Genomic DNA, 21,535 nt, shown 5'->3' with positions numbered 1-21,535 from the left:
TAACACCTCCACTTTTTGCATCTGTTACGCTTCTACAGCAACTCGACCAACGGGAGCTGCGATACAGGCAAGTGTATATCCTGCCTCTTTGTCGGCTGAAGTAAGGTTTGTAGGGGTTGCTTTATATTCAACCGACCCTTGAGCAACTTTAACCTTACAGGTGCCACAAGCACCCATCCGGCACGCTTTAGGGATTGAAACTCTTGCCTCTTCCGCCAACTCCAAAATGGAGCGATCGCGATCGCCAGCAATCTCTTTCTGAGACTTAGTGAATGTAACCACGGAAGCGGAGTCAGGCTGATACCCATTTAAGCTACTGCTATTACTGGTGACGAGCTGAGTCTGTCCTTGATCCTGCTGGATGGGTATATGCTCCTGCTGGGCGCTCTCCTCAGCCCATATATCGTCTTCCGGTGAGTCTGGAGCTTCTTCAAATGCCCTGAACCCGCCAAAGCTTTCTTGGTGATAGTTGTCCATTGGAAAGTCAAGGTCTTCCAGGATTGAACGAATCCCGTGCATGAAGCCATCAGGACCGCACACGAAAACAGAACGTTCATGCAAGTCGGGTGTAAGAAGCTGAAGCATTGCCGAGGAGATTCGCCCTTTGTGCCCTGCCCATGACACTCCGGAGCGTTGTCGGGTCACCGTAATCTCCAGTTGAAAGTTCGGCATGTGTTTGTCGATCAGCAGCAGTTCGTCGTAGAAGGGAATATCCTCTGGAGTGCAGGCGCTATGGAGAAACACAATGTCAATATCGGCAAAGGAATCGTAAGCCCATCGTGCCATTGACATCATGGGAGTGATGCCGGAGCCTGCTGAAATGAGGAGCAGCCTGGATGGAGCATCCGGTAGAAAAGTAAAGCCTCCCAATGAACCACCCAAAAGCTTCAGGCGATCGCCCACAATCAGGTTGTCATGTAGCCAGTTAGAAACAAGTCCTGGCGGCACATCAGGAGTACTGCTGGGCACTCGCTTAATCGTCAAAGCAAGAGAGCCTGGACAGGTTGGAGACGATGAGATGGAGTAAGGACGGATCACCTGCTGTCCATCAATTTCAACCGCTAAGTTAGTAAACTGTCCTGGCAGGTAGTGATCAAACCGAACGGCAGGCTCTGCGACAAAATAGAACGTTCGGACATCTGAGGTTTCTTGAATAATGCGACAGCAGCGCACGGTGATTTCTTCAGCCGTCCAGGTAGATCCCTGTAAATGGCTTGGCATGATTGATGGGACTGAGAGGTCAACTGGTTCGAGTTCTTCAATATGCAGGTAGGTCTCTGCAAGCTGGAGTAAGTCGCCAAGCTGGAGCAATTCTCGTTGATTGGGCTGTACGTCTTTGCCATTGACAAACGAACCATTGCGGCTGCCCAGATCAACAAAATAGTACTCCCCTTCGCTGAACTGAATGCGACCATGCACACTGCTAACAACGGGACTATCTAAGATCAGATCACAGGTGTCGCACCGTCCGATGATCCACTCGGTTTGTCCAGGGTATTTCTGAGGGAGTGCGTATTCGTTGAATACCTGCTGCTGAAAGTTGACTGATTTGAATTTCATCATAAGAAAATACCCGTACTAAATTGCTTGAACAAATCAGATTGCTGGATGGTGTTACCGTCGAGACCGACCGGGTGCCTCACCGAAGGTGATAGTCTGGTTACGATCGCGCCTTCTCCGCAAGGTTTTGGCAACCGTTTCAGAGTCAGCAGGAGTGGAGCTTGGCAGTTCCTGCGACACTAAAAGACTGGGTTGGGTAAGAGCAATTGATTCCATCGCCTCAAAGTGGTCTGAATCCTTGAGATCGAGGTCTTGCCGCAACTTACTAAAAAACTTCAAACTGTTCAATTCACTTACGACCTGTTGACTCAGAAGATCCTGAACTACCCCGATATACGCCTGAAGCCGTGACTGCTTGGACATCTCAGGCAACAATTTGTCTAACGCCTTGACCAACGTATAGACCTCGTTCGGACTTAAATCTTCAAGCGATCGCCCTTCTAGCATGGAGGGGTCTAGAATCTTTCGGAGCTGCTTTCGGAGACTGGTTGCCATGCGTTCACGTTCATATTGAGCATGACTCCGGTGCAGGGTTCTCAGTAACCATGCAAACCCCAAGGCGGCGATTATAGCGGTTTTCTGTCGGATGAGGTACGGGCAGAATAATAGAGAGCAAGGGTTTGAGCCTTTAGTTTGTACCTCACAGGAGCCGGAAACGCTATAATGCATTGAAACCATAGAACAAGACTGGATGCAGCCGATTCACCCAGGGACGTGCCCCAAAGGTGAAAAAGGTCCAGAAGGACACGGCTGTAAAGACGGTGAACATAAAATGGCGTGCTTGCTCTGATGAAACAGGTCGCCCCTGAACCGACTGGAAGTTGCACCATCCCTTCTCAGCCAGTCGTCCAATCCCCACAAAAACAGCTACAAAAACAACAAAGGTGAGTGGAGCGGCAAAGAGCTTAGGAATGGGAATGGCTAACCCATTGAAGTAAAACCCTGGATCAAACAGGTGAGTCATCTGACCTTGTTCCCGTGTCCAAGCGCCAGAAAAGTAGTAGCTCCAATCCCCGGAATACAGCCAGTAGTAAAAATAGAAGGCGATGACTGCCCCTAAGTAGCCGTAAGCGACCACATCTCGTCCGCGATCGTTGAGTCCTGCCCAATAGGAATCTTCTGCATCAATGTCAATACAGTGAGATTTGCAGGCAACACAGGCACCTAGTTCTTGCCCTGTCTGTGGGTCTACAGTGCGGCACATGGACTGGGTGATTGCAGGCTTGGGCTTAAGGTGCGCTTCACTGCCTAAGAGCGATCGCGGACCTGTATAGACCAATTGCACGGGTGCCATTGGGCAGAAGTAGTTGCACCATGACTTTCCGGCGTACAGATAGCCCACTAAAACTGCACAGAGCATAGTTCCTAGTAGAAACAATCCCAGCACCGTGCGATCAGCGTTAACAAACAGCAACCGGGCTGACAGTCCTGCAAGAAATAACCCAAACTGCACGTACAAACGGTTACGACCTAACCAGGAATTGTCTCCAATGGTGACGACCTCCCATCGAACATTTCCGGCAACATCAACGACTTTTCGCTTGCGCTGAATACCCAATGCGCGTGGGATTTGGGAAATGAACGAAAGCGGACAAATGCGCCTCCAAAACTCATGACCAACAGATATCAGAATCAAAATAGCGGCTGGCACGATAATCGTCCACCAAATCATGGCACTCATATAGCGAGGGTCTTGAACCACACACTGCCCTTGAATCTTGGGGCATTTGGTTGGGTCCAGATAAGACGATGGATCAAGCCGAAATGGACTCCAGGTTGTGCTGGAGTCTAAAAAGAATTTTGTAACCGGGTCAAAGTACAGGGATGCAATGAGGAGCAACCATCCAAGGGTCAACACCCATCGGACGCGATGCATTGTTTTCTCTGATGTTTTGCTTAACATGACTATTTCCTAAGCATTGATATTTCCCAAACTTTGAACCGTTGATCCGAATCACTGGTGATAAGGTATCGGTCTGAACAACGAACGGTTTTCATATCCAATGGGTGAGTTGAAGTGTCTCTCTCGACGCGAGATAAGACACCTGTTTTTTTGTCCCAGATTCGCATTCCATCTGAATGAACCGTGACCAGGTGTTGTTTTTCAACTCGCCCGGTCATTGCCATGCCAGATTCTTTAGGGAATACCCGTAGGAGTTCACCGCTATCTAAACTCCAGGCGATCGCCCGATCTTCCCCCAGGCTGTATAAGGTTCTGCCATCCTCACTGACGAGCAAATGATTGATCTTCCCTTTGTGCCCTGCGAATACCTTTTGGAGTTCTCCAGTCCGCAGATCCCAAACCTGGAGCCGTTCACCAACGGCACCAATCACCAGTTGTTGAGTAGGCGCAAACAATACAGCCGTCATGGGTGCGCCTAGGTCTGCAAAGGTTTGCAGGATCTTTCCGGTGCGAACATTCCAAATTTTCAACACCTGGTCATCTCCACCACCCGCAATCATTTGAGCGTCCGGGCTAAAGGCGACGGCGGCTACCTGAGTCTGATGATCATTGAGGGTCTGAACCAATCGCCCAAATCGCAGGTTCCATAAGTACAACGACTGGTCTTTACTGGCAGCTAATAAATCACCATCAGGACTCACAGCGATCGCACTCACGGTATGAAGATCAACGGGATTCTCAACGACCAAATCGTGCTTGAGCGTTAGTTTTGTTTGATTGGACATGGGCAACATGGACGCGATCGCTTCGCTCATGTGCCCACCCCGCACCGAGAACTGCCAAACACCGACGAACCCGACTGTCGTGATCAATGACAAAACTCCTACCGCTGTAGCCCATCGAGGAGACACAGACAAGGCAGGAATGCGGATTTTAGCCCATTGGCTGCTGGGTTTAGGGGCTTTGGTTGATTGTTGTAGATCAGCTAGCACCTCCGAGGCTTGACGATAGCGGTCTTTGCGATTGACACACACCAACTTGTTTAGAATTGTGACCAGACGCGAATCGAGTGGCGTTTTTAAGTAAGACTCCCACTCAATTTCACCAGACGAAAGGTTTTTCTTGAGCTGCCGGGGATGAATTCCGGTTAAAAGTTGAATAACCGAAACACCCAAAGAATAGAGATCGCTGCTGAAGTCAGCTTGTCCCTGTTGTTGCTCCTCCGGCATGTATCCAGGAGTACCGATCGTCACAATTGCTTCGGTCGTTGGGTCAGAGGGCGACTGCTTTTCCTCAATCACCGCAGAATCATTATTCAGCCATTTGGCAGCACCAAAGTCGATCAAGACAATCCTGCCGTCTGTACGCCGAATTAAGTTACTGGGCTTGATGTCCCTATGAATCAGATCCTGAGAGTGGATGAACTCCAGGATGGGTAGAACGTCCAGCAGCAAACAAACAGCATCTTTCTGAGAAAAACGCTGCCCCTGATCGAGCCAGTGTTCCAGATTCTCCCCTTCAACATACTCCTGCACCAGGTAAGCGCGATCTCCTACTTCAAACCACGCCAGAAGCAGCGGAATCTGCTCACATTGTCGCCCAAGTTCTTGCAACGCTTGAGCCTCAGTGTCAAACATCCGTCGAGCCACTTCAAAGGGAAGTGCCTTGAGACATTTAACAACACACAGTGGATGATGTGGGAGATACTTATCTCGTGCCAGGAAGATCTCACTAAAGCCACCTTTCCCTAGCGCTTGTAGGATTAAATACCGTCCAGTCAATAGTTGCCCAATCATGAAACCAACTCAATCACCCCAAAACAGAGGTGGGAAAATGTTCAACCGACTTGAGCAACCCAGGGCAAATTATTTGGAAATCGAACAGAAGGGACTTCTACAGTATTGACAGATAGACAAGCACCTGTATGTTTTTGGGCAACTTGTACCGCCGTTTGAGGATCAGCATAAGGACCCCAAAAACAGTTGTACTCGTGTCCTGGCAATGCAACCGCTGCATACCAACCCGGTTGAGAATGAACCCGTAATATGAGTTCGTCCCACCAGGCTTGCCAGCAATCAATCCGATCCGGATGATCATGGCGAATGCAGGCGAGTTGATTGGCAAGTCCATCAAACCGTTGACTCTGCTCCTGGCTAATCCGATAAACAACCAGAAGTAGGTCAACGAAACCACCTCCATCTGAAAGTAGAAGCCCTTGAGACATTTTCCCCTAACCCAAAAATTTATTAGACTCAAAATCGAACAAAAATTTAAGCCGCTTTACATTTTTGTATTAAATGTTAGGCACCTCGAAACACTCTCCAAAGACATAGATTTAGGCAAGTCCGGCGGTAATACTTGCTCATTTTAGATTTCCCAACAAATAGTTCGGGGGCGAAAACCACCATTGAACATAACTTTAAATACTTCTAGTTTTCTTTTCTAGAAAAAGTATTATCTCTACCTTTGAATAGAGTTAATATGAATAGGGGATGCGTTCAATAGATGTAAAGCATCCACTCTGAACTTCCTATCCTTGAGAGACAGAATTTCAGAGCGGTGCGGGGGATGTGTAAGTTTTGAGTCGCGGCACAAATTGGGTAGCAGTCAGCTTGCGGTCAACGATCATTCAGACAATGGCTGTAGGAACTGGGGAATTCTCGCTGAATAGACTTGAAGGCACTCAATCTAGTTTTTCTTTGTCCAGCAATTGGCTTCTAGAGCCGTTGATCGGGTAGGTCAGCGGTGAGTCGGAGAGCAGAAAGACGAATTACTAAACCTCAAATCACGATCACAAGGCTTCCCGTGGGCAACTTGCCAATCTTTTCAGCAATCACAGATGTGAAGAGGATACCTATGGAATCTGCAAATAATCATCTCAAACTAGAGGACCACAACCAATCTCACGGCGATATCATCAACCCAGATCCTAATGCGGGTGACGCTTCTGCGAACAAGTCAATAGGGTCATCAGTGCAAGAGTCCGACTTTAATGCAGCCTTAGATCAGGCGGCTGATGCGTTTGGCGATGCTAAGGGCAAAGCGAAGGATCTGAAGGGTAAAGTTGGTGACACTTTGGGAGAATTCAAAGACACTGCATTTGATGCATTTGATAAGGCGAAAAGTCAAGCTGGCGCTTTGCTGAATGAGGCAAAAAATAAGGACGGTGAAAATCCCAACGACAACAAGAGTAAAGGATCTGAATCCGGTGAAAAGGTTGCCGACTTAGACAAGAGTGCGAAATCTCAATCTGGCAGCAGTTCATCCGGTAGCAAGTCAGCAGAAGACGGGCTACACGTTTCGCCTGACGCATTGGCAGATACAAAGTCTCTTGATCCCACCCAAGTTAGGAATGAGGAGAATTTGGCAGCGCGGTTAGGTGCTAACGGAGATTTCCTCGATGGTGGCGGTGGCAGTAACACCGTCATTGGAGCTGGTGGCTCTGACATCATCAGAGGGGACACAGAGGGCAGCTTCAACACGGTGACAACTGGGACAGGCAAAGACCTGATCACACTGGGACAAGAGGCGACCAATCGGGTATTCGACTTTGATCCAGCGAACGACCAGTTTGGATTGACTGATAGCTTGACCCTGGACAGCATTCTATTTGGACAGGGCACTAACCCTCAGACTGGAGGACTTGATCAGCCCTTAGACAGTAAGAACAACACTGTCGTCGTTGATAAAACTTCAGAGCACATTCTAGCTTCACTGACGTTCACGAACGTAGGCGACATTTCTGATCAGAACTTTGTCCAGGTCAGTTCTCAAGACCTTGACAGGCTAGCGGCTGGTGCAACAGGTCAAGCTGCAAAAGCGGCATAAATGCACGACTCATCGTGCCAACCCGATTGAATTTTAAGTGAATGTAGGAGAATTTTTTTATGGCTGGTATTCATGGATCTAATGAGGAGCACAATGACCTAACTCAACAGGCAGGAGGTGACATTGGGGCAGATGCCTCAAAGCATTCCGACTCTGCGACACTTGCCTCGAAAGGGTCATCGATTCAAACATCTGATTTTGAATCATCGTTGAACAATCAAGCAGATCTGGGTAGTAGTGCTGACCACAACCACGCAGGTCCGGCTGAAAGCCCCATTCCCAAAATGTCTGAGGACTTCAAGCAACACAATGGGACAAAAGGGTCTGACAAATTAGTTGGCGATGCTGGCGACGACTTCATCTTCCCCGGCACCGACAGTTTCAGCTTCAACCAGGCTGAGGCTAAGTCTGGGGCAGAGGAATTTCCTTTTCCGAATGATAGTAAAGGATCATCTGAGGCAAACCTCAGCTTAGATGACAAGGGTAATTTCAAAGTGGAAGGCTCATTCAAAGACTTTGATGGAGCACCTTTATTTAGCCAGGGAGAAAAGGAAATCGATCCTAAAGCTGAAATCCTCAACGGCTCTGATCCCAAAGCCTTGGTTGATGGCTTCCTAGCTGTACCGGAGGATAAGGAAGGTAACAAACTGAGCGGGACTCATCTTCACTTCAGTCCTTCTGGAGACGATCGCGGTAATTTTGCCGATGCTACAGTGGTTCGATTCTTGGAGAACACTGTAAATGCTGATGGTAAATCCGGTAACATCTCAGCCAATTTCGAGTTGAAGCCGGATGAACAGGCTGCATTACTGGCAGGGAACCTGTACGCCAACCTTCACAGTAATGTGGACGTGGATGGTGACGGCAAGGCAGGCTTCCCCACGGGCGAGAACCGACTCAACTTTAACCAGAAGGTAGTGGAGTTTGCGTAGTTCCTGCTTGAGTCCGAGCGTTCACGCTTTCAACAAATCGACTTGCAGACTCCTTCTAACCCTCCAATCCTGGCGATCGCCAGGATTGGAGGGCATTGTTATCTCGTCTTCTGTCAAAGGGCAGATGTGAACTATGACCAATGCCAATTAAAAGCTGTGTAGGAATGTCTTTATCTAATATCAAAGAGTCACCTGTGCAATGAAGTCAGTTTTTAGATTCATCCTGGTCGGTCTTCTAGGATTTTGTCTTAGCCTCCTAGCTGCCTGGTGGGTTCCATTTATCGCAGCAGAACCCGATCCCTCAGCGCTAAACAAACAAGGCTTTGAACAGCTATACAAGGGGAATCCTAGAGAAGCACTCCAGAATTGGAAAAACGCTGAGGCTGGTTATCGCAAGTTGGGGAAATCAGAAGGTGTGATTGGGAGCAAAGTCAATCAGAGCCTTGCAATGCAAGCTCTAGGTCTGTATCCGCAAGCTTGTATGACTCTTACCCAGACACTTACTCTGGAAAATAACTTATGTCAAAGTAATGGATCAGAGCCACAAGACCTCAAACACATAACTGATAGTATTGCAGCGATTCCATCAACGCCTGCGACCGTAGCAGGACTCAACAGCTTGGGGGATGTGCTTCGGGTGATTGGACACTTAAAAGAGGCACACGTTGTGCTTTCTCAAACTTTAGATAAAGGGAAACGATCTGACTCAGTTTCGGTTCCGCAACTTCTACTCAGTCTGGCAAATGTTGAGCGATCGCTGTATTTAGAGGATTGCGATCGCTACGATCGCACAGATAATCCTGAATTACGGCTGACACTTCAATCTCAATTGCAGCAACGAGTACAAAAAGCATTAGATTTGTACCGTGAAGTCTCGGTGGTTGGCGGAGATAGCCGTTCTCAATTGTTTGCTCAAATCAATCGGCTGGGAATACTGGTGCTTTCAAAGCAATGGCTTGAGAAGCGTAATCTTCAAGTACCACTCAAGCAAACCGTGCAGGCAGAGCTTGACCGAAGCCTCGCAAAACTGGAATCAGCATCTTTTTCTGAAATTCCACCGGAGCAGTCCATTTACGCTCAAATTAAGATTGCAGAAAGCTTAAGACTGTTAACCCAATATGAGCGTGCGATGAAATACGCCAGGTCAGCGCTAGACCTTGCTCAGGGGCTTCAGAATCCACGATCGCTGTCCTATGCTCAGGGCGAGATAGCCAAACTGTTGCTAGATCGTGGGCAACCAGAAACGGCGTTAAGAATCTTTCAACAGGCAACAACGCTAGCACAAGCCATTCACGCCTGGGATGCGGTTTACCAATGGCAGCGAGCGATCGGACGAATCCATAGTCGCCGGGGAGACTTCAAACGAGCGGAACAAGCGTATGAAACCGCGATCGCCGCGCTTGACCAGGTGAGAGGAAATATCCTTGCGGTTAACCCTGAAGTCCAACTTTCGTTCCGTGAGCAAGTTAAGCCTGTTTATCGGGAATACCTCCGCTTGCTGCTAACGCCACCCCAGGAACCTGATCTGAAGCGGGCAGTTTTGGTCACGCAGCGATTACAGCAGGTGGAATTAGAAAATTTCCTTCGCTGTGGCGACTTGGATCTTGTAGGACTCGATCAAATTAGTCTGCCCAAAAATACAACTGTTTTCTATATTCTGAATCTGGGCGATCGGATTGGAGTGATTGTTCAAGCGCAAGATAACTCGCTTCATTATTACTCAGCCAATGCTGCCGAAGTAGAGAATAATGCCATGAATTTAATCACCAATTTGCAGAGTGATGAATTTGTGGCAGTGGAGGAATCAGTCTTGCTCCCCTTTGCTCAAGCCCTTTACCAGCAGCTAATTGAACCAGCCCAGCAGCAAGGCTATTTGCCATCAGAAGGGACATTGGTTTTTGCGACCGATTCGCTACTGCAAACCATTCCAATGGCTCTGCTGCATGATGAGCAGAATTATTTGGTTCAGAAATATAGTATTGCTACAACATTAGGGGGGCAACTTCGGCAACCGCGATCGCTGCCGCTCGGATCACCTAGCACTTTGATTGCTGGCTTGAGCGAAGAGGCTCCAAGTTTTGCACTTCCGCAAGTGCCTAAAAATTTCAAGCCGCTTCGAGAGGTTGAAAAAGAAGTTCAAGACCTGAAAAAAGCAACCAATTCAACCATTCTGCTGAATGCAGACTTTACTGCTGCTAATTTTCAGGCTGAGTTGGCAAAGAATAATTTTCCTGTAGTACATTTGACCACCCACGGGCAATTCAGTTCTTCGCGCGAAGACACCTTTTTGCTCGCCTGGGACCAAGTGATTGATGTCCGACAAATTTACCAATTGGTTAAGCGACGCACGGAACAGGATGCCTCCATTGAATTGCTCGTATTGAGTGCCTGTGAAACCGCAAAGGGCGATCGAAAATCTGCACTCGGAATTGCAGGACTTGCGACACAGGCAGGAGCACGGAGTACAGTGGCTTCTCTATGGCGTGTTGACGCTTCATCAACCGCTGTGTTCATGTCCCAATTTTATAAAAACCTGGCAGATGGGCAGCCCAAGGCAGAGGCTCTTAGAACAGCCCAGTTGATGCTTCTAAAAGGAGAAGATACGCGCCATCCTTACTACTGGGCACCCTTCATCTTAGTCGGAAGCTGGCTTTAATTTTAGTTAGAGCAAATTATGATTGGGCAAATTCAGCCTCCCTATAGCGATCTCTAAAACTGGAGGACTGATTAAATGCAGACTACTGACTCAATCAACCAGGTTACGCTTCTGGGCTACCTACCGGAGCGCATCCAGTCGGCACTTCAAGCCTATGGAGTTGAGATGAATCTCGCACCAGAGTCCGTGGTAAAGTTAGCCATCCGCTATTTCTTGGAGTCGGCATCGATTAGCGTGGGTCTAGACGATAAAGACCCGGTCGATATGTCTCCAAATCAAAACATTCCCGCTCGTTTGCCGCACTCAATCCAGCAGGGAATTGAGCAGTACGCGATCGAGTATGAGTTTCCACCAGAGTTTGTGGTGGAGCTAGCGATTACGTTTCTGCTTGACCCTGATGCCAGCAGTTTTGAGGACTGCCAGGTGGGTGTTCAGCGGGAACAGGTTTATTTACTCCGACAATATCAAAATGACCATCAAGCTGAAGCAGCCTAGCAGTTGACTTCTGGCACTGAAGAGACTACAAAGATTAATTGCTCAATTGTTTTAACCCAGCTTGAGCACTACCCAACACGTCTTGATCCGATACCGCCTTTGCTAGCGCGATCGCCTTCTCATACTGAGGCTTGGTAAAGTCTGACCGACCCACAGTCAAATAACAATCTGCTAAAACTCGGTAGAAAAGAGGAGTGCGACTACCCGCACCAGCTCGCGCTTGAAGCGCCACATTGGCATCGTGTAACAACCCATGAGCCAAATAGATACTGGTCAGGTCTAGCACAGTTGTCTCATCCTCACCCAGATTTAGCCCTCTGACCTGCTCAACCCTGTCATTCATGATTTGAACGGTAGATTAAGACAGCACATTTAATACACTTTGTTTTACACCAAGTAGAGTATTTTGTTGACTGTAGGCAGCGATCGTAATTTTGTAGGCTTGCCCCTGCTGGAGTGGCGGACGGTTTTTGGGATAGGTCAGCGAAGGAGAGGCAACGTTCTGTTGCCAGTTGACCCCTTTCCCTTCAACCTGAACCATGTAATGGTGAGCTTGTGGCTCTGGGTGCCACCTTAAAGCGGGAGTCCTGGTGGAAACCACTCGCTCATAGGGATAGGTGAGTCGCAGAGCCAACGTTTGGTCATCGGGTCCTTTGGGTCGAACACAAAGGTAGATCTCTTGCGCTCCGCAGCGGCGTAGTGGCTGCGTCTGCCGGGGAGGAGCATTACAGCCTTCAGTCTGACTGACAACCTGCCCGGTCGTAAATTGCTTGACTCGTCCACTCACAAAACAAAAAACCCTAACGGAAGGCAATTGGGCTAGCTGAACTTTTTCTCCCATACAAATCAAGCGTCCCACAGGCAATTTAGAATCACCCTTTGATAGGACTCGACCAACCGCAGGACAGAAAGGAGAAGTTGCTTTAGAGGCTGACAGCAACCCATCGCCTAAAATGCTTGCAAAAAAGAGGGGGATTGCAATGAATAAAGAAGTCCTTTTTAATCTCATAACGAACAAATCTTGAACAGCACACGCCTGATAAGGCTTTTTGGTCTCACAAAACACGATTGAGAATTCGTTCGCGCCACGCTTTCACTTCTGGCAATCCAGCCGTTGAGTCATAGCGGAGGCAATTTTTCCAACTTTGCTTTGCTTCTACCTCAAACCCTTGAGATTCTTGCGCTTGAGCTAGAAGACAGTAGATATCTGCCCGTTGCGGATCTAGTTTTTTCGCTCGTTGCAGGTATCTCAAAGCATCTCCATAATCAGATTGCTTTAAGGTAGCCCAACCCAAGTTTTTCAACAACGCCGCTTGCGAAACTGAATCATTAGTCTGCTTGAGCGCTTGAGCGGCAAGCAGCGCTGCTTCACGATAATCACCCTTGATAATGTTTATCCGAGACAGGTTATTAGCAGCATCTATCGCAAGACGGTTATCTGCCTGCATTGCTAACGTGTAATGCCGTTCCGCATAGCTGTAATCACCCTGCTCATCGTATAGATTCCCTAGATTGTAGTGAACTTGCCAATTGTCGGGTGTGAGTTTCAATGCCTGTTGATAATGCTCGATCGCGCAGGGCACATTCCCCTCACCCTGGCAGAGGAGTGCTAAGTTTTGATGCACCTCTGGCAGGTTTGGATCAAGTCCCAATGCCCGTTGGTAGTTCTGGCGGGCTAATTCTAGCTTCCCTCCAAGCTGGTTTTGCGCTCCGCGTTCAGCCAGTTGCCGCGCCTGGGATAATTGTTGATAGGCTGCCCAAATGTTCACGCCCCACATGAATGATGCCGCAGTTAGAATTCCAGTAATTACCGCACTCGTCCTAAATTGGGTAGACATTAGTAGCTGGTAACGTCGGATGCGTTGAGGCAGACGATTTAGCCGTTGCAAAATCATCTCGGTATCTGAAGGGCGTTTCCTCCAGGAAGGGGATTGCAGTTCATCCAGAAAATCGGCAAGGGGTCTGGCAACCTGGGGGGGGTGTTTTCTCCACAATAGGTGCCCAGATTCGTCTAACGGTAATTGGGCGGGATGTCTTCCGGTTAGCAAATGAACCAGGGTGCGGGCGACCGCAAAGAAATCAGACTGGGGAACGCCTCGTCCGTGCAGTTGTTCAGGGGGACTGTACCCGGCAGAGCCGACAGCGGTAATGCTATAGGAACTATTGGGGCTAACGTAGTGGGGAGTCTCTCCCATACGTAATTTAACCAGATAGGTTTCTGAAATCCGACGACAGGCTCCGAAATCAACCAGAGCAAGTTGCCCATTCGGTTGGAGGATCAGGTTATCTGGTTTAATATCACGATGGAAATAAAAGCGATCGTGAACAATGGCGATGATTTCAATAAGTTGACGCAGCCAGATCAGGGCGTTCTCTTGGGACAGCCGATTGCCTGCTTCTAGCCATTGATTGAGAGGTTGTCCGGCAATCTTTTCCATCACCAGGCAATGGACAGGAAGCGAAGGCGTTGGCACTGAGAAGAAACCATCCAGGTCTGCGCTGGGAATCTTGCCAGGGGCATCCAGCAGTGTTAAGACATTGTATTCCTGCTCCAACCGAGCAATTTTTGCCCGTGAGGGTTCACACAACACTTTTAATACTTTGGGTTGGTTCCCCGCCGATTGATCGATCGCCTCAAACAGCGCCGTTGAAGCTAAGGGATGGCGTTCGTTTTGTAGGGGATGAATGGCTCGATAACGACCCGCCAATAGGAGAGCCGTGCCGCACCACTGGCAACCGTCAGCCGCTCCGGGTTCGTTTGGATGAGCACAGTCAGGATTGATGCACCAGCCGCTATTCACAGTCAAACCACGGGGGGTAAATTTGCAGCCTCAGACTCCAATCGATTCAGCGTATGCTTCCTGACGATCGAATTCAGTTGGTACACCGTGAGCTGGTCGTCACTTCTAACGATTTGAATGAGCGATCGTTTGTCCAGGTAGTCTAACGTTTGCACTAAATCCGAGGATGATATTCCCTCCTTAGTCAGATCTTTCAGGAGTTCTGCAAAGGTGAGCGGCTTTTTGGCTTGCGCTAAACACGCCATCACTTGCTTTTCTAGATCCTGGAATTTATTAAACTGTCGATTCAGTAATTCCTCAATCAAATCGGTATAGAAGGTAGTGACGTAGGCTAGCACCTCTTTTACATGCCCACCAAACAGATCTTTAACCCCATTCGCCACAAGCTCCAGGATCAGCGGATTGCCGCCATATTTTTCAATTAGTTGCTGCCAGCTCTGCTCATCGGTCAAGCCTTTGTCTCGCAGAATACGTTTGGCAGATTCATGATCTAGATCCTTGAGGATCAACGTTTGAGCTGCCAGTCCGCCCAATCGCCAACGCTCCAAGGACTCAAACGGTTCCTCTGAGGTCAATAAGAAGCAACTGCGGTGGGATGCTCCAACCACCTGTCTCAAGAAGGGTTGGTATTCCTGATGCCCCCGCATCGACTCGGCAGAATCCAGGATGACCAGACAACGGCGAGCTTGCAAGCGATCGATCAGCCGAGTGATTGAATTTTTAGAGACTACGTTGGTCGTTGGCTCACTGCTCCTCGATTCTTTATTTTCTGACTTCCCGCTATCTAGATCCGGGTTTGCTGACTCACTCAGAAAGCCCAGAAGTTCTTCTAATAGTGAATCAAGCGGAGGAACAGGGTAAGCAGACTTCCAGATTACACAGTTCCATTCATGGGCAGACAGGGAGTTGAGCAGCTTTGCCGTCAAAGCCGTCTTTCCAATTCCTGGAGGACCCACCAGCACGACGCACTGGTTGCGATCGACTGCCGCTTCGAGATCGGCTAATTCCTTGCCCCGACCATAAAATCTAGGAACGTTGGGTACGCAGTCCCCGAAAACAGGAACCGGGGACAATTTCTTTTCCAAAACATGATGGAAATTCCATTTTGTAACCGATTGTCCCATCGTCTCGGACAACACATCCCATAACTTTTTCCCGACTTGTCGAATATGCGCGAGGCTATAGGGGGTCTGTTTGACAATCTGTTCGTACTTCTCTCCATCCCACGCCCCAGCCAGAATCGCCTTCTCAACATCGCTCAGACTCCTGCCCGACTGGGATAGGAGTTGATCGACCAACCGAATGGCATCCTCTTTGTTCACAGGATATAAATTCTTTTCACTACTATATTTCCTCCAATTCTAACCCCTCAAGTCAAGCGACATCTCAGCATTGGATCGCGGGAATGACAGAAAAAGACAAAAGCAATACTTTCCCATCATAAAAAGCGCAGAAGTGTTAAAAGTATATAAAAGTGAGACAACTTTGCTCGGTGAGGATTAGAGATGCTAAAACTTGCCGTCTTAGAACAGCATACTCTCACTTGCAATCCTCCTTAAGCAGGAGATCTGTCGTTTCAAGACAGGAGGTAATCTTCATGTGACCAACCCTAAAACTGAATAACCCCAACTAAGAATCAGCGGGGGTTAAAGAACAGTTGAGTGATTTAAAAATCGAGCAGGATTGGAGACTCTAATCTGATTGCTTTCCGAGGGCACTAATTAGGTCATCCAAATTGCCATGCCCATATTCTAGGAGCAATTTGTCTTAGATGGCAACTTTTTTGCTCTTTGATTTGGCATGACTTGATTCTGCTCTCTTCGCATTGAGACAGGTGTTTACTGCTGTCTCACTCAATAGGAGAGACATCAATGTCAGATATGATCAAAGGTTCTCAGGAAGAATCTCGGCATCCGTATGGCTATTGCAAGATCTGCCAATTACCTGTGGAAATTCCAGGACTCACAACCTCCAAATGTCCAAAACATGGATGGATTTCTACAGCGTTTAGCGTGACCGATCAGATCCAAAAGCAACCAGCTGAGATATGCAAACAGAAACAAACAGCCGTTTTGCCAGAAGAGAAATCTTCCACTTCAAACTCACCAAATTCAACTTCAACCAAGCCACCCCATTCAAAAGGACAGGCAAAGACTCAAACTTCTTCAACACCAGAATCCACGCAACCAGTCAATCAAGTCGCTGAGGCGAGACGAACTCAGCTTGACCTGTGGGGAGGTGCAGCATGATGGCCCTTGCCCCTTTACTATCCGCATTCCCACAAGCTGATTTCGCTCGCAAAATAGAATGGGAGTTTATCACAGGTAGCACAATCCATCCTACGCTCTATCAAGTTGCAACCCAGATTGTCAGCGACACCGAAATACTGCCTGGAGGAGAACCTTGCTTCCCAATCCATGAAGCTCTAAATTGGCACATCACACGCTTTGGTCATCGAGCACGAGAGACAATGAGTGCCGTCTTGCTGCTCAACGAGGATGGCTCCTGCTGGCAGGCAAAACTGAGTCAGCCAGTAATTGACTCTAAAAAGCAGAAACCTCGCAAATACGAAACACCAGTTGGCAATGGCTCAAGAGTTTACATGCCTGCTGTTCCGGCTGAAATTCGCCAACGAATTAGCCAGCGCTATGGCATTCAAGTTCCTCTGGAAGGTTCATTCTGGGATTGGGTTGAAGCCCATCCAGAAATTCCAATGGTGCCAACTGAAGGCGGCAAGAAGGGGTTGTCTCTATTGAGTGCAGGATATGTGCCTTTGGCGCTGTATGGAGTGAATGGAGGGTATTCCAGACAACCAGGAGACACAAGGGTATTAGTTCCAGATGTTGCCAGTTTTGCTACACCCGGAAGACAATTCATTTTTGCATTTGACCAGGATTCAAAGGACTCCGCTAAACGCCGAGTCGCCGTAGCCCTTTACCGATTCGGTGGATTATTGCTGCAATCAGGCTGTCTGGTTAAGGTCACCTCATGGGATCACCAGCAAGGGAAAGGCGTGGACGATTTGACTGCCAATTGTGGAGTCGCAGAGTGGAATGCTGCCTACTCAGAAGCGATCGCACTGGAACACTGGCAAATTTGGCAACGATTAGAGCGCCGACTGACTTATCCAGCTTCGATTCGGCTCACTACGGCAGACCTATCAGCTCTACAGCTCAATAATCTTCCCGAATGTGGCATCATCGCGATCGCCAGTCCAAAAGGAACTGGCAAAACCAAATACATTCATTCGTTGGTAGAGGCAGACGAAAAAGTTCTAGCCGGTGGACACAGAATCGCCCTGATGCGAAACCTGTGTTCCCGCTTGGGGCTGGACTACAAAGGGGATTTGGATAAGGTCAATGGAGCATTCATCACTGGGGCAGGTTACACACTCCGCATTGGGTTATGTGTGGATTCACTGCTGTCAATCGATCCCAACAAGTTTGCTGGGTGTGATTTAATTCTGGACGAAGTGGTTCAAGTTCTCCGGCATCTGCTGACATCCAGCACTTGTGCCAGAGATGGCAAACGCCCAGCACTATTGGCACGATTTCGGGAATTAGTTCAAGCCGCTCGTCGAGTCATTGTCGCAGATGCGGACCTGGATAACGCCACCCTGAGTTATCTCAACTCCTTACGAAACATTGACGAGTCCGTATTCCTGATTCAAAATGCCTATCAAGCCGAAGGTTATTCCGTGCGTTTTCTCCAGGCTTCGGACCGCACGACGATCGTGGGTGAAATCATGGCTGCCGTGAAAGCTCTTGCTCCCGGCAACGCAGTGTTTGTTGCAACGGATAGTAAGGGAACCAGTAAGGCGATCGCTCGACTGCTTGATCAACATCACCCCGAAAAGCGGTTGTTGTTAGTCAATTCCGAAACCAGTGGGGGAGAGTGTGAACGGGAGTTCATTCAAACACCAGATACTGTTTTAGAGCGCCATGAGTACGATGTCATTATTTGTTCTCCGTCAGTCGCAACCGGAGTCAGCATCGAAACAAAAGACGTGATTGCAGCCGTGTACGGCATCTTCACGGGAGTCTCAAGCACCGATGCGGACATGGCTCAGGCATTAGGAAGAGTGCGGGAGCCAGTGGAACGAGTGGTTTGGTGTGCTCAAAAAGGAACAAACTTTTCAAAGGTGAGTCGATCCACTAGCCAACTAGAAATCAAACGTCATTTACAACAAAAAACAACGGCGACGGTTCGGCTGATTCGCTCTGGTCTGCGGGAAGATTTAGCAGGAGATTTAACGCAGTACGATTGGCAGAACGATCCCCATCTAAACCTCTACTGTCGAATTTCAGCCGACCAAAATTTTGCGATGTACAATCTCCGAACTGCATTGCTGGTTCGACTTCAGTTTGAGGGAAATCAAGTCAGTGTTGAGGATCGAACTTCTGATCCTGCTGTAAAACTCTTGCTGGCAACAGCCAAACAGGAAATTCGGGAAATTGATGCTGAAGCGTTGGTTACGATCGAGGATCTCACCTATACAGAGGTGTCAGCATTGGAGCAGAAAGAAGGACTCAGCCCAGAAGAGTCGTTAGCCATTTCCAAGTATTACCTCAAAGAGTTTTACGCACTTGATTTGATTACCGTTGAGGATGTACTTTGGGATAACGAGGGTAGACGCAGAGCGGAATTACTTAGCCTGGAAGCACAGTTGTTTCCAGGGCTTGCCATTGACCAAGTTGCCCGTTCCCTTGAGAAACAGGCAACCTGGAACCAGAGCTACTGCCCCTGGGATATTTCCAACGCGGAGTTACGGCGAGCCATCCGATCTGCGATCAGGATAGATGAGTTGCTGGCAAAGCTACGGGCTGGGTGGACATGGACTCAATACGACTTGACCTCTTACGCAGCAAAAGCAAGAGCCTTCGCCAAACAGATCAAAGTCGCTCTGCACCTGACGATTTCTGACAAGATGAGCGACACTCAAGTCGTTCATCAACTTCTGGCTCAATTAGGCGTAAAAGTTGAACAGGCTTGCTGGTCTCGCTCTGTTGCAGGATATGAAGGTGAAAAATTGCGAGTCTACCAACTTCACCAGGATCATTGGAGCCGCGTGTGGGCAGTGCTTCAGCGACGGCAGGCGAAACGCCAACAAATTCAACAATCTTCTTCCACAAATACAAAAGAAACATTGGCTGGATCACCCGCTGGTTTTGAGTTTAAAGACAGCACGGGTGATCCAGCATCCAAGGGTAACTTAAGTTTCCAGGAACCCCCGATGGAGGAAGAATTCAACACAGCCTTACAGGGTTATGGGAAGGGTGGTGATTACGTTGACTCACCCGTTTTAGTCAGCCAGTAAGCCAACTCCCGAACCAGGAGACACAACGGCATCTCTATCCGTGGATGAGCCAGTGGTTTGAATTTGACAAGGCGGAAAGCTTTCAGGTCGTTCACTTGAATCACTCAAACTCATTGTGGTAGTGGAGTGAATGCCTGGAAACATCAAATCTCCAGAGGGAGACGATCGCACGGTAAGGCTCGTATCCAACACACCAGGATTGACCTGTGCCCAAGCGATCGCTTCCGCCATCAAAATTGGATCACCAGAATCCAGAAATTGCTGCATTCGAGCAACATGCCTTGATTCAGAAGCCTGTCGCTTAATTTGCTGTTGCTGTTCGTAAGCCATTTGAACGGCGGCTAGCCGTGCCTCCTGTGAGGCTTTGATCTCAAATAGCACTTGCTGAACATAACTAGTGTCCTGGGATAAAGCTGAAGCATCATTGGAAGGAGCTTGAGCGAGGAAGGAATTACGACCTGGCTCATTATTTTGAAGTTCTAGATCGCTAGAACCCTTGTCAGTAAGATGATTACTGCCTGTACTAGGGAATAAGCTTGTAGAACTATGAGCAGGGGATGCTTCCTCAAAGCAATCCCCTGCTCTGTTCGTATTTGAAGTCGGGGGGTACGGGGGGTTTTCCACAGGTTCTAGAGAAATGACCAGGTGATTAGGATGCCACAAATCACGATGATTGTATAAAGTCCCACCCCCGATACCATAGTTGACCAGCGCATGAAATCGTGAAGTGGCATTGGCAGGTAATGCGTCTTGGTCTAACAACTCAGCGATCGCTCGCCTAATTCGATCTCTGGCTGATTCTGATTGCTGCTGATTCCAGGTTGGAGCCTTAGCGATCGCCAAATCAAGATCTGGATTATTCAACTTGATGTCATCTGATTTAGCTTTGAACTTACCTACTGCATCCCCATAGTGAAAGTAACGACTGTTCTCAATACATCGTGCCCACTCCTGCGCTCGGTGTTCAATTTCATGGCAGTGACGGCAATATTCAGAATAATCGGGGAGCGATCGAGCGATATCGACAATCGCATTAACTAATGCATCACCAACCAGAGGTTTACCACCCGTTAGGACATGACGGAAGATATACTCTCGCATTGCAATCCGACCTAGCAGATAATTCGTTTGTCCAAAATCAGTCCAACCCAGTTCAATTTCAGCATTCAGATCATTAATAAATTTCTCTGCCTTAGTTGAAACAGCATATTGATGGCGTTTTGCTTGTTTTAAGATACGACGAATAACCAAAGCCTCAACATCATTGCGTGCCTGAACAATTTGCCACTGCTGCACAAAACTTTGTTGAGTACCCCAAAAAGGTTGGAAATCTTGATCCACTAAATAAGAACTAATCTGTAGGGGAAAACGATGAGCATTAAAGAGACTGGGTTTACCATTAACGTTGTAGGGTTTTGGATCTGGAAAAACTTCCAGTTGTCCTGGCTTAATTTTGAAGCCAGCATTTTCAAGCAAAGTGGAAACCGTGATTGCTAACTTCCAGGAGTTTTGAGCCTGCTGAAAAGGGAAATACAAATGCAGTCCGCCGCTATAGCTGGAAGTACAAGCTACATGACTTACCAAGCCCAGCGGTTCCAATGCTGCAAGAATGCGCGAGATTGCAAAAGGATCTTGCTTTGGGTGATACAGACTACCAATATCGATGTCGAGCAGACAGTAGTTTGTCTCTGCCCCAAACCGAACGCCGTAAAGGTAAGAGCCTTGTTGAATCAGGCGATCGCTCAAAAGATGGCGACTCTCCGTTCTCCACTCCACCTTCTCACCAGGATTCGAGTATTCTGCCCAGATGTAGTCAAATCGGTGTGGAAAGAGAGCGAGAAAGTGGTCTGAGTTAAGGAGGTACTGAAAACCTACTTGAGGAGAAGCAGCCAGAGAAGAGGCTTTCAAGATCAATACAAATATAGTTTGCAATCAGAGCGTATCAATTGATCCAAAGGACACTTGTGACTATCTAGGATCAAACTGATCAAATTGATCAGAAAAACAGCAAGTTCTGAAAGCTATACGTTGTAGGGATCTCAG

Annotated in this window: 16 protein-coding genes; 6 read left to right on the top strand and 10 right to left on the bottom strand. The window is 48.2% G+C overall.

The features are described 5' to 3' along the window. Positions 1 to 24: 24 nt before the first annotated feature. The 5 genes from JOY44_RS25540 to JOY44_RS25520 all read right to left on the bottom strand — a co-directional run bounded on the left by JOY44_RS25540 (position 25) and on the right by JOY44_RS25520 (position 5,687). Entirely contained in the window at positions 25 to 1,563 is a 1,539-nt protein-coding gene (locus JOY44_RS25540; protein ID WP_171576381.1) for an FHA domain-containing protein, read from the bottom strand. Between the two features lie 51 nt (positions 1,564 to 1,614). Continuing rightward, positions 1,615 to 2,118, bottom strand: a complete 504-nt coding sequence (locus tag JOY44_RS25535; protein WP_171576380.1) for a hypothetical protein — start codon at positions 2,116 to 2,118, stop codon at positions 1,615 to 1,617. 100 nt (positions 2,119 to 2,218) lie between these two features. Beyond that, the gene (locus tag JOY44_RS25530; RefSeq protein ID WP_203032175.1) at positions 2,219 to 3,436 is read right to left on the bottom strand and encodes a hypothetical protein; all 1,218 of its coding nucleotides are present in this window, start codon (positions 3,434 to 3,436) and stop codon (positions 2,219 to 2,221) included. Positions 3,437 to 3,465: 29 nt separating this feature from the next. Then, on the bottom strand, positions 3,466 to 5,259 hold the full coding sequence (locus JOY44_RS25525; RefSeq protein ID WP_171576378.1) for a serine/threonine-protein kinase: 1,794 nt from the start codon (positions 5,257 to 5,259) through the stop codon (positions 3,466 to 3,468). Positions 5,260 to 5,300: 41 nt separating this feature from the next. Beyond that, positions 5,301 to 5,687, bottom strand: a complete 387-nt coding sequence (locus JOY44_RS25520; RefSeq protein WP_171576377.1) for a hypothetical protein — start codon at positions 5,685 to 5,687, stop codon at positions 5,301 to 5,303. A 632-nt stretch (positions 5,688 to 6,319) separates the two neighbouring features. On the opposite strand from JOY44_RS25520, the gene JOY44_RS25515 reads away from it, so the two are divergent. The 4 genes from JOY44_RS25515 (at position 6,320) to JOY44_RS25500 (ending at position 11,374) form a co-directional block, all read left to right on the top strand. Continuing rightward, on the top strand, positions 6,320 to 7,291 hold the full coding sequence (locus JOY44_RS25515; protein WP_171576376.1) for a hypothetical protein: 972 nt from the start codon (positions 6,320 to 6,322) through the stop codon (positions 7,289 to 7,291). Positions 7,292 to 7,350: 59 nt separating this feature from the next. Then, a complete protein-coding gene (locus tag JOY44_RS25510; protein WP_171576375.1) occupies positions 7,351 to 8,223 on the top strand; it encodes a CHRD domain-containing protein in 873 nt (290 codons plus the stop codon). Between the two features lie 199 nt (positions 8,224 to 8,422). Beyond that, the gene (locus JOY44_RS25505) at positions 8,423 to 10,879 is read left to right on the top strand and encodes a CHAT domain-containing protein (RefSeq protein WP_171576374.1); all 2,457 of its coding nucleotides are present in this window, start codon (positions 8,423 to 8,425) and stop codon (positions 10,877 to 10,879) included. Between the two features lie 75 nt (positions 10,880 to 10,954). Next, on the top strand, positions 10,955 to 11,374 hold the full coding sequence (locus JOY44_RS25500; RefSeq protein ID WP_171576373.1) for a hypothetical protein: 420 nt from the start codon (positions 10,955 to 10,957) through the stop codon (positions 11,372 to 11,374). Positions 11,375 to 11,408: 34 nt separating this feature from the next. Here the strand turns inward: JOY44_RS25500 and JOY44_RS25495 are convergent, their stop codons facing one another. The 4 genes from JOY44_RS25495 to JOY44_RS25480 are packed head-to-tail and all read right to left on the bottom strand — an operon-like array spanning position 11,409 to position 15,497. Next, positions 11,409 to 11,717, bottom strand: coding sequence for a hypothetical protein (locus JOY44_RS25495; protein ID WP_171576372.1), 309 nt, complete (start codon positions 11,715 to 11,717; stop codon positions 11,409 to 11,411). 15 nt (positions 11,718 to 11,732) lie between these two features. Further along, the gene (locus JOY44_RS25490; protein ID WP_171576371.1) at positions 11,733 to 12,383 is read right to left on the bottom strand and encodes a hypothetical protein; all 651 of its coding nucleotides are present in this window, start codon (positions 12,381 to 12,383) and stop codon (positions 11,733 to 11,735) included. Positions 12,384 to 12,429: 46 nt separating this feature from the next. Beyond that, entirely contained in the window at positions 12,430 to 14,175 is a 1,746-nt protein-coding gene (locus tag JOY44_RS25485; RefSeq protein ID WP_242541901.1) for a tetratricopeptide repeat protein, read from the bottom strand. 2 nt (positions 14,176 to 14,177) lie between these two features. Continuing rightward, entirely contained in the window at positions 14,178 to 15,497 is a 1,320-nt protein-coding gene (locus JOY44_RS25480) for an ATP-binding protein (RefSeq protein ID WP_171576369.1), read from the bottom strand. Between the two features lie 549 nt (positions 15,498 to 16,046). On the opposite strand from JOY44_RS25480, the gene JOY44_RS25475 reads away from it, so the two are divergent. Continuing rightward, positions 16,047 to 16,424 carry a hypothetical protein gene (locus tag JOY44_RS25475; protein WP_171576368.1) on the top strand — a complete coding sequence of 126 codons (378 nt, stop codon included), beginning with the start codon at positions 16,047 to 16,049 and terminating at the stop codon, positions 16,422 to 16,424. Further along, a complete protein-coding gene (locus tag JOY44_RS25470) occupies positions 16,421 to 19,492 on the top strand; it encodes a plasmid replication protein, CyRepA1 family (protein WP_171576367.1) in 3,072 nt (1,023 codons plus the stop codon). The genes JOY44_RS25475 and JOY44_RS25470 overlap by 4 nt, the downstream gene beginning before the upstream one ends. On the opposite strand, the gene JOY44_RS25465 is transcribed toward JOY44_RS25470, so the two are convergent. Continuing rightward, entirely contained in the window at positions 19,478 to 21,400 is a 1,923-nt protein-coding gene (locus JOY44_RS25465; RefSeq protein WP_171576366.1) for a hypothetical protein, read from the bottom strand. The two genes, JOY44_RS25470 and JOY44_RS25465, sit on opposite strands and share 15 nt — an antisense overlap. Between the last annotated feature and the right edge of the window lie 135 nt (positions 21,401 to 21,535).

It is taken from the genome of Leptolyngbya sp. Cla-17, assembly GCF_016807185.1.
Taxonomy (GTDB): domain Bacteria; phylum Cyanobacteriota; class Cyanobacteriia; order Leptolyngbyales; family Leptolyngbyaceae; genus ULC077BIN1.
The sequence above is the reverse complement of the archived record's forward strand: the minus strand, read 5'-3'. Positions and strand labels throughout refer to the sequence as shown.

Coding starts and splice junctions, on each gene's coding strand:
- JOY44_RS25540 (WP_171576381.1), bottom strand. CDS start 1,563: ATGATGAAATTCAAATCAGTCAACTTTCAGCAGCAGGTATTCAACGAA.
- JOY44_RS25525 (WP_171576378.1), bottom strand. CDS start 5,259: ATGATTGGGCAACTATTGACTGGACGGTATTTAATCCTACAAGCGCTA.
- JOY44_RS25495 (WP_171576372.1), bottom strand. CDS start 11,717: ATGAATGACAGGGTTGAGCAGGTCAGAGGGCTAAATCTGGGTGAGGAT.
- JOY44_RS25505 (WP_171576374.1), top strand. CDS start 8,423: ATGAAGTCAGTTTTTAGATTCATCCTGGTCGGTCTTCTAGGATTTTGT.
- JOY44_RS25520 (WP_171576377.1), bottom strand. CDS start 5,687: ATGTCTCAAGGGCTTCTACTTTCAGATGGAGGTGGTTTCGTTGACCTA.
- JOY44_RS25510 (WP_171576375.1), top strand. CDS start 7,351: ATGGCTGGTATTCATGGATCTAATGAGGAGCACAATGACCTAACTCAA.
- JOY44_RS25475 (WP_171576368.1), top strand. CDS start 16,047: ATGTCAGATATGATCAAAGGTTCTCAGGAAGAATCTCGGCATCCGTAT.
- JOY44_RS25500 (WP_171576373.1), top strand. CDS start 10,955: ATGCAGACTACTGACTCAATCAACCAGGTTACGCTTCTGGGCTACCTA.
- JOY44_RS25515 (WP_171576376.1), top strand. CDS start 6,320: ATGGAATCTGCAAATAATCATCTCAAACTAGAGGACCACAACCAATCT.
- JOY44_RS25490 (WP_171576371.1), bottom strand. CDS start 12,383: ATGAGATTAAAAAGGACTTCTTTATTCATTGCAATCCCCCTCTTTTTT.
- JOY44_RS25530 (WP_203032175.1), bottom strand. CDS start 3,436: ATGCATCGCGTCCGATGGGTGTTGACCCTTGGATGGTTGCTCCTCATT.
- JOY44_RS25470 (WP_171576367.1), top strand. CDS start 16,421: ATGATGGCCCTTGCCCCTTTACTATCCGCATTCCCACAAGCTGATTTC.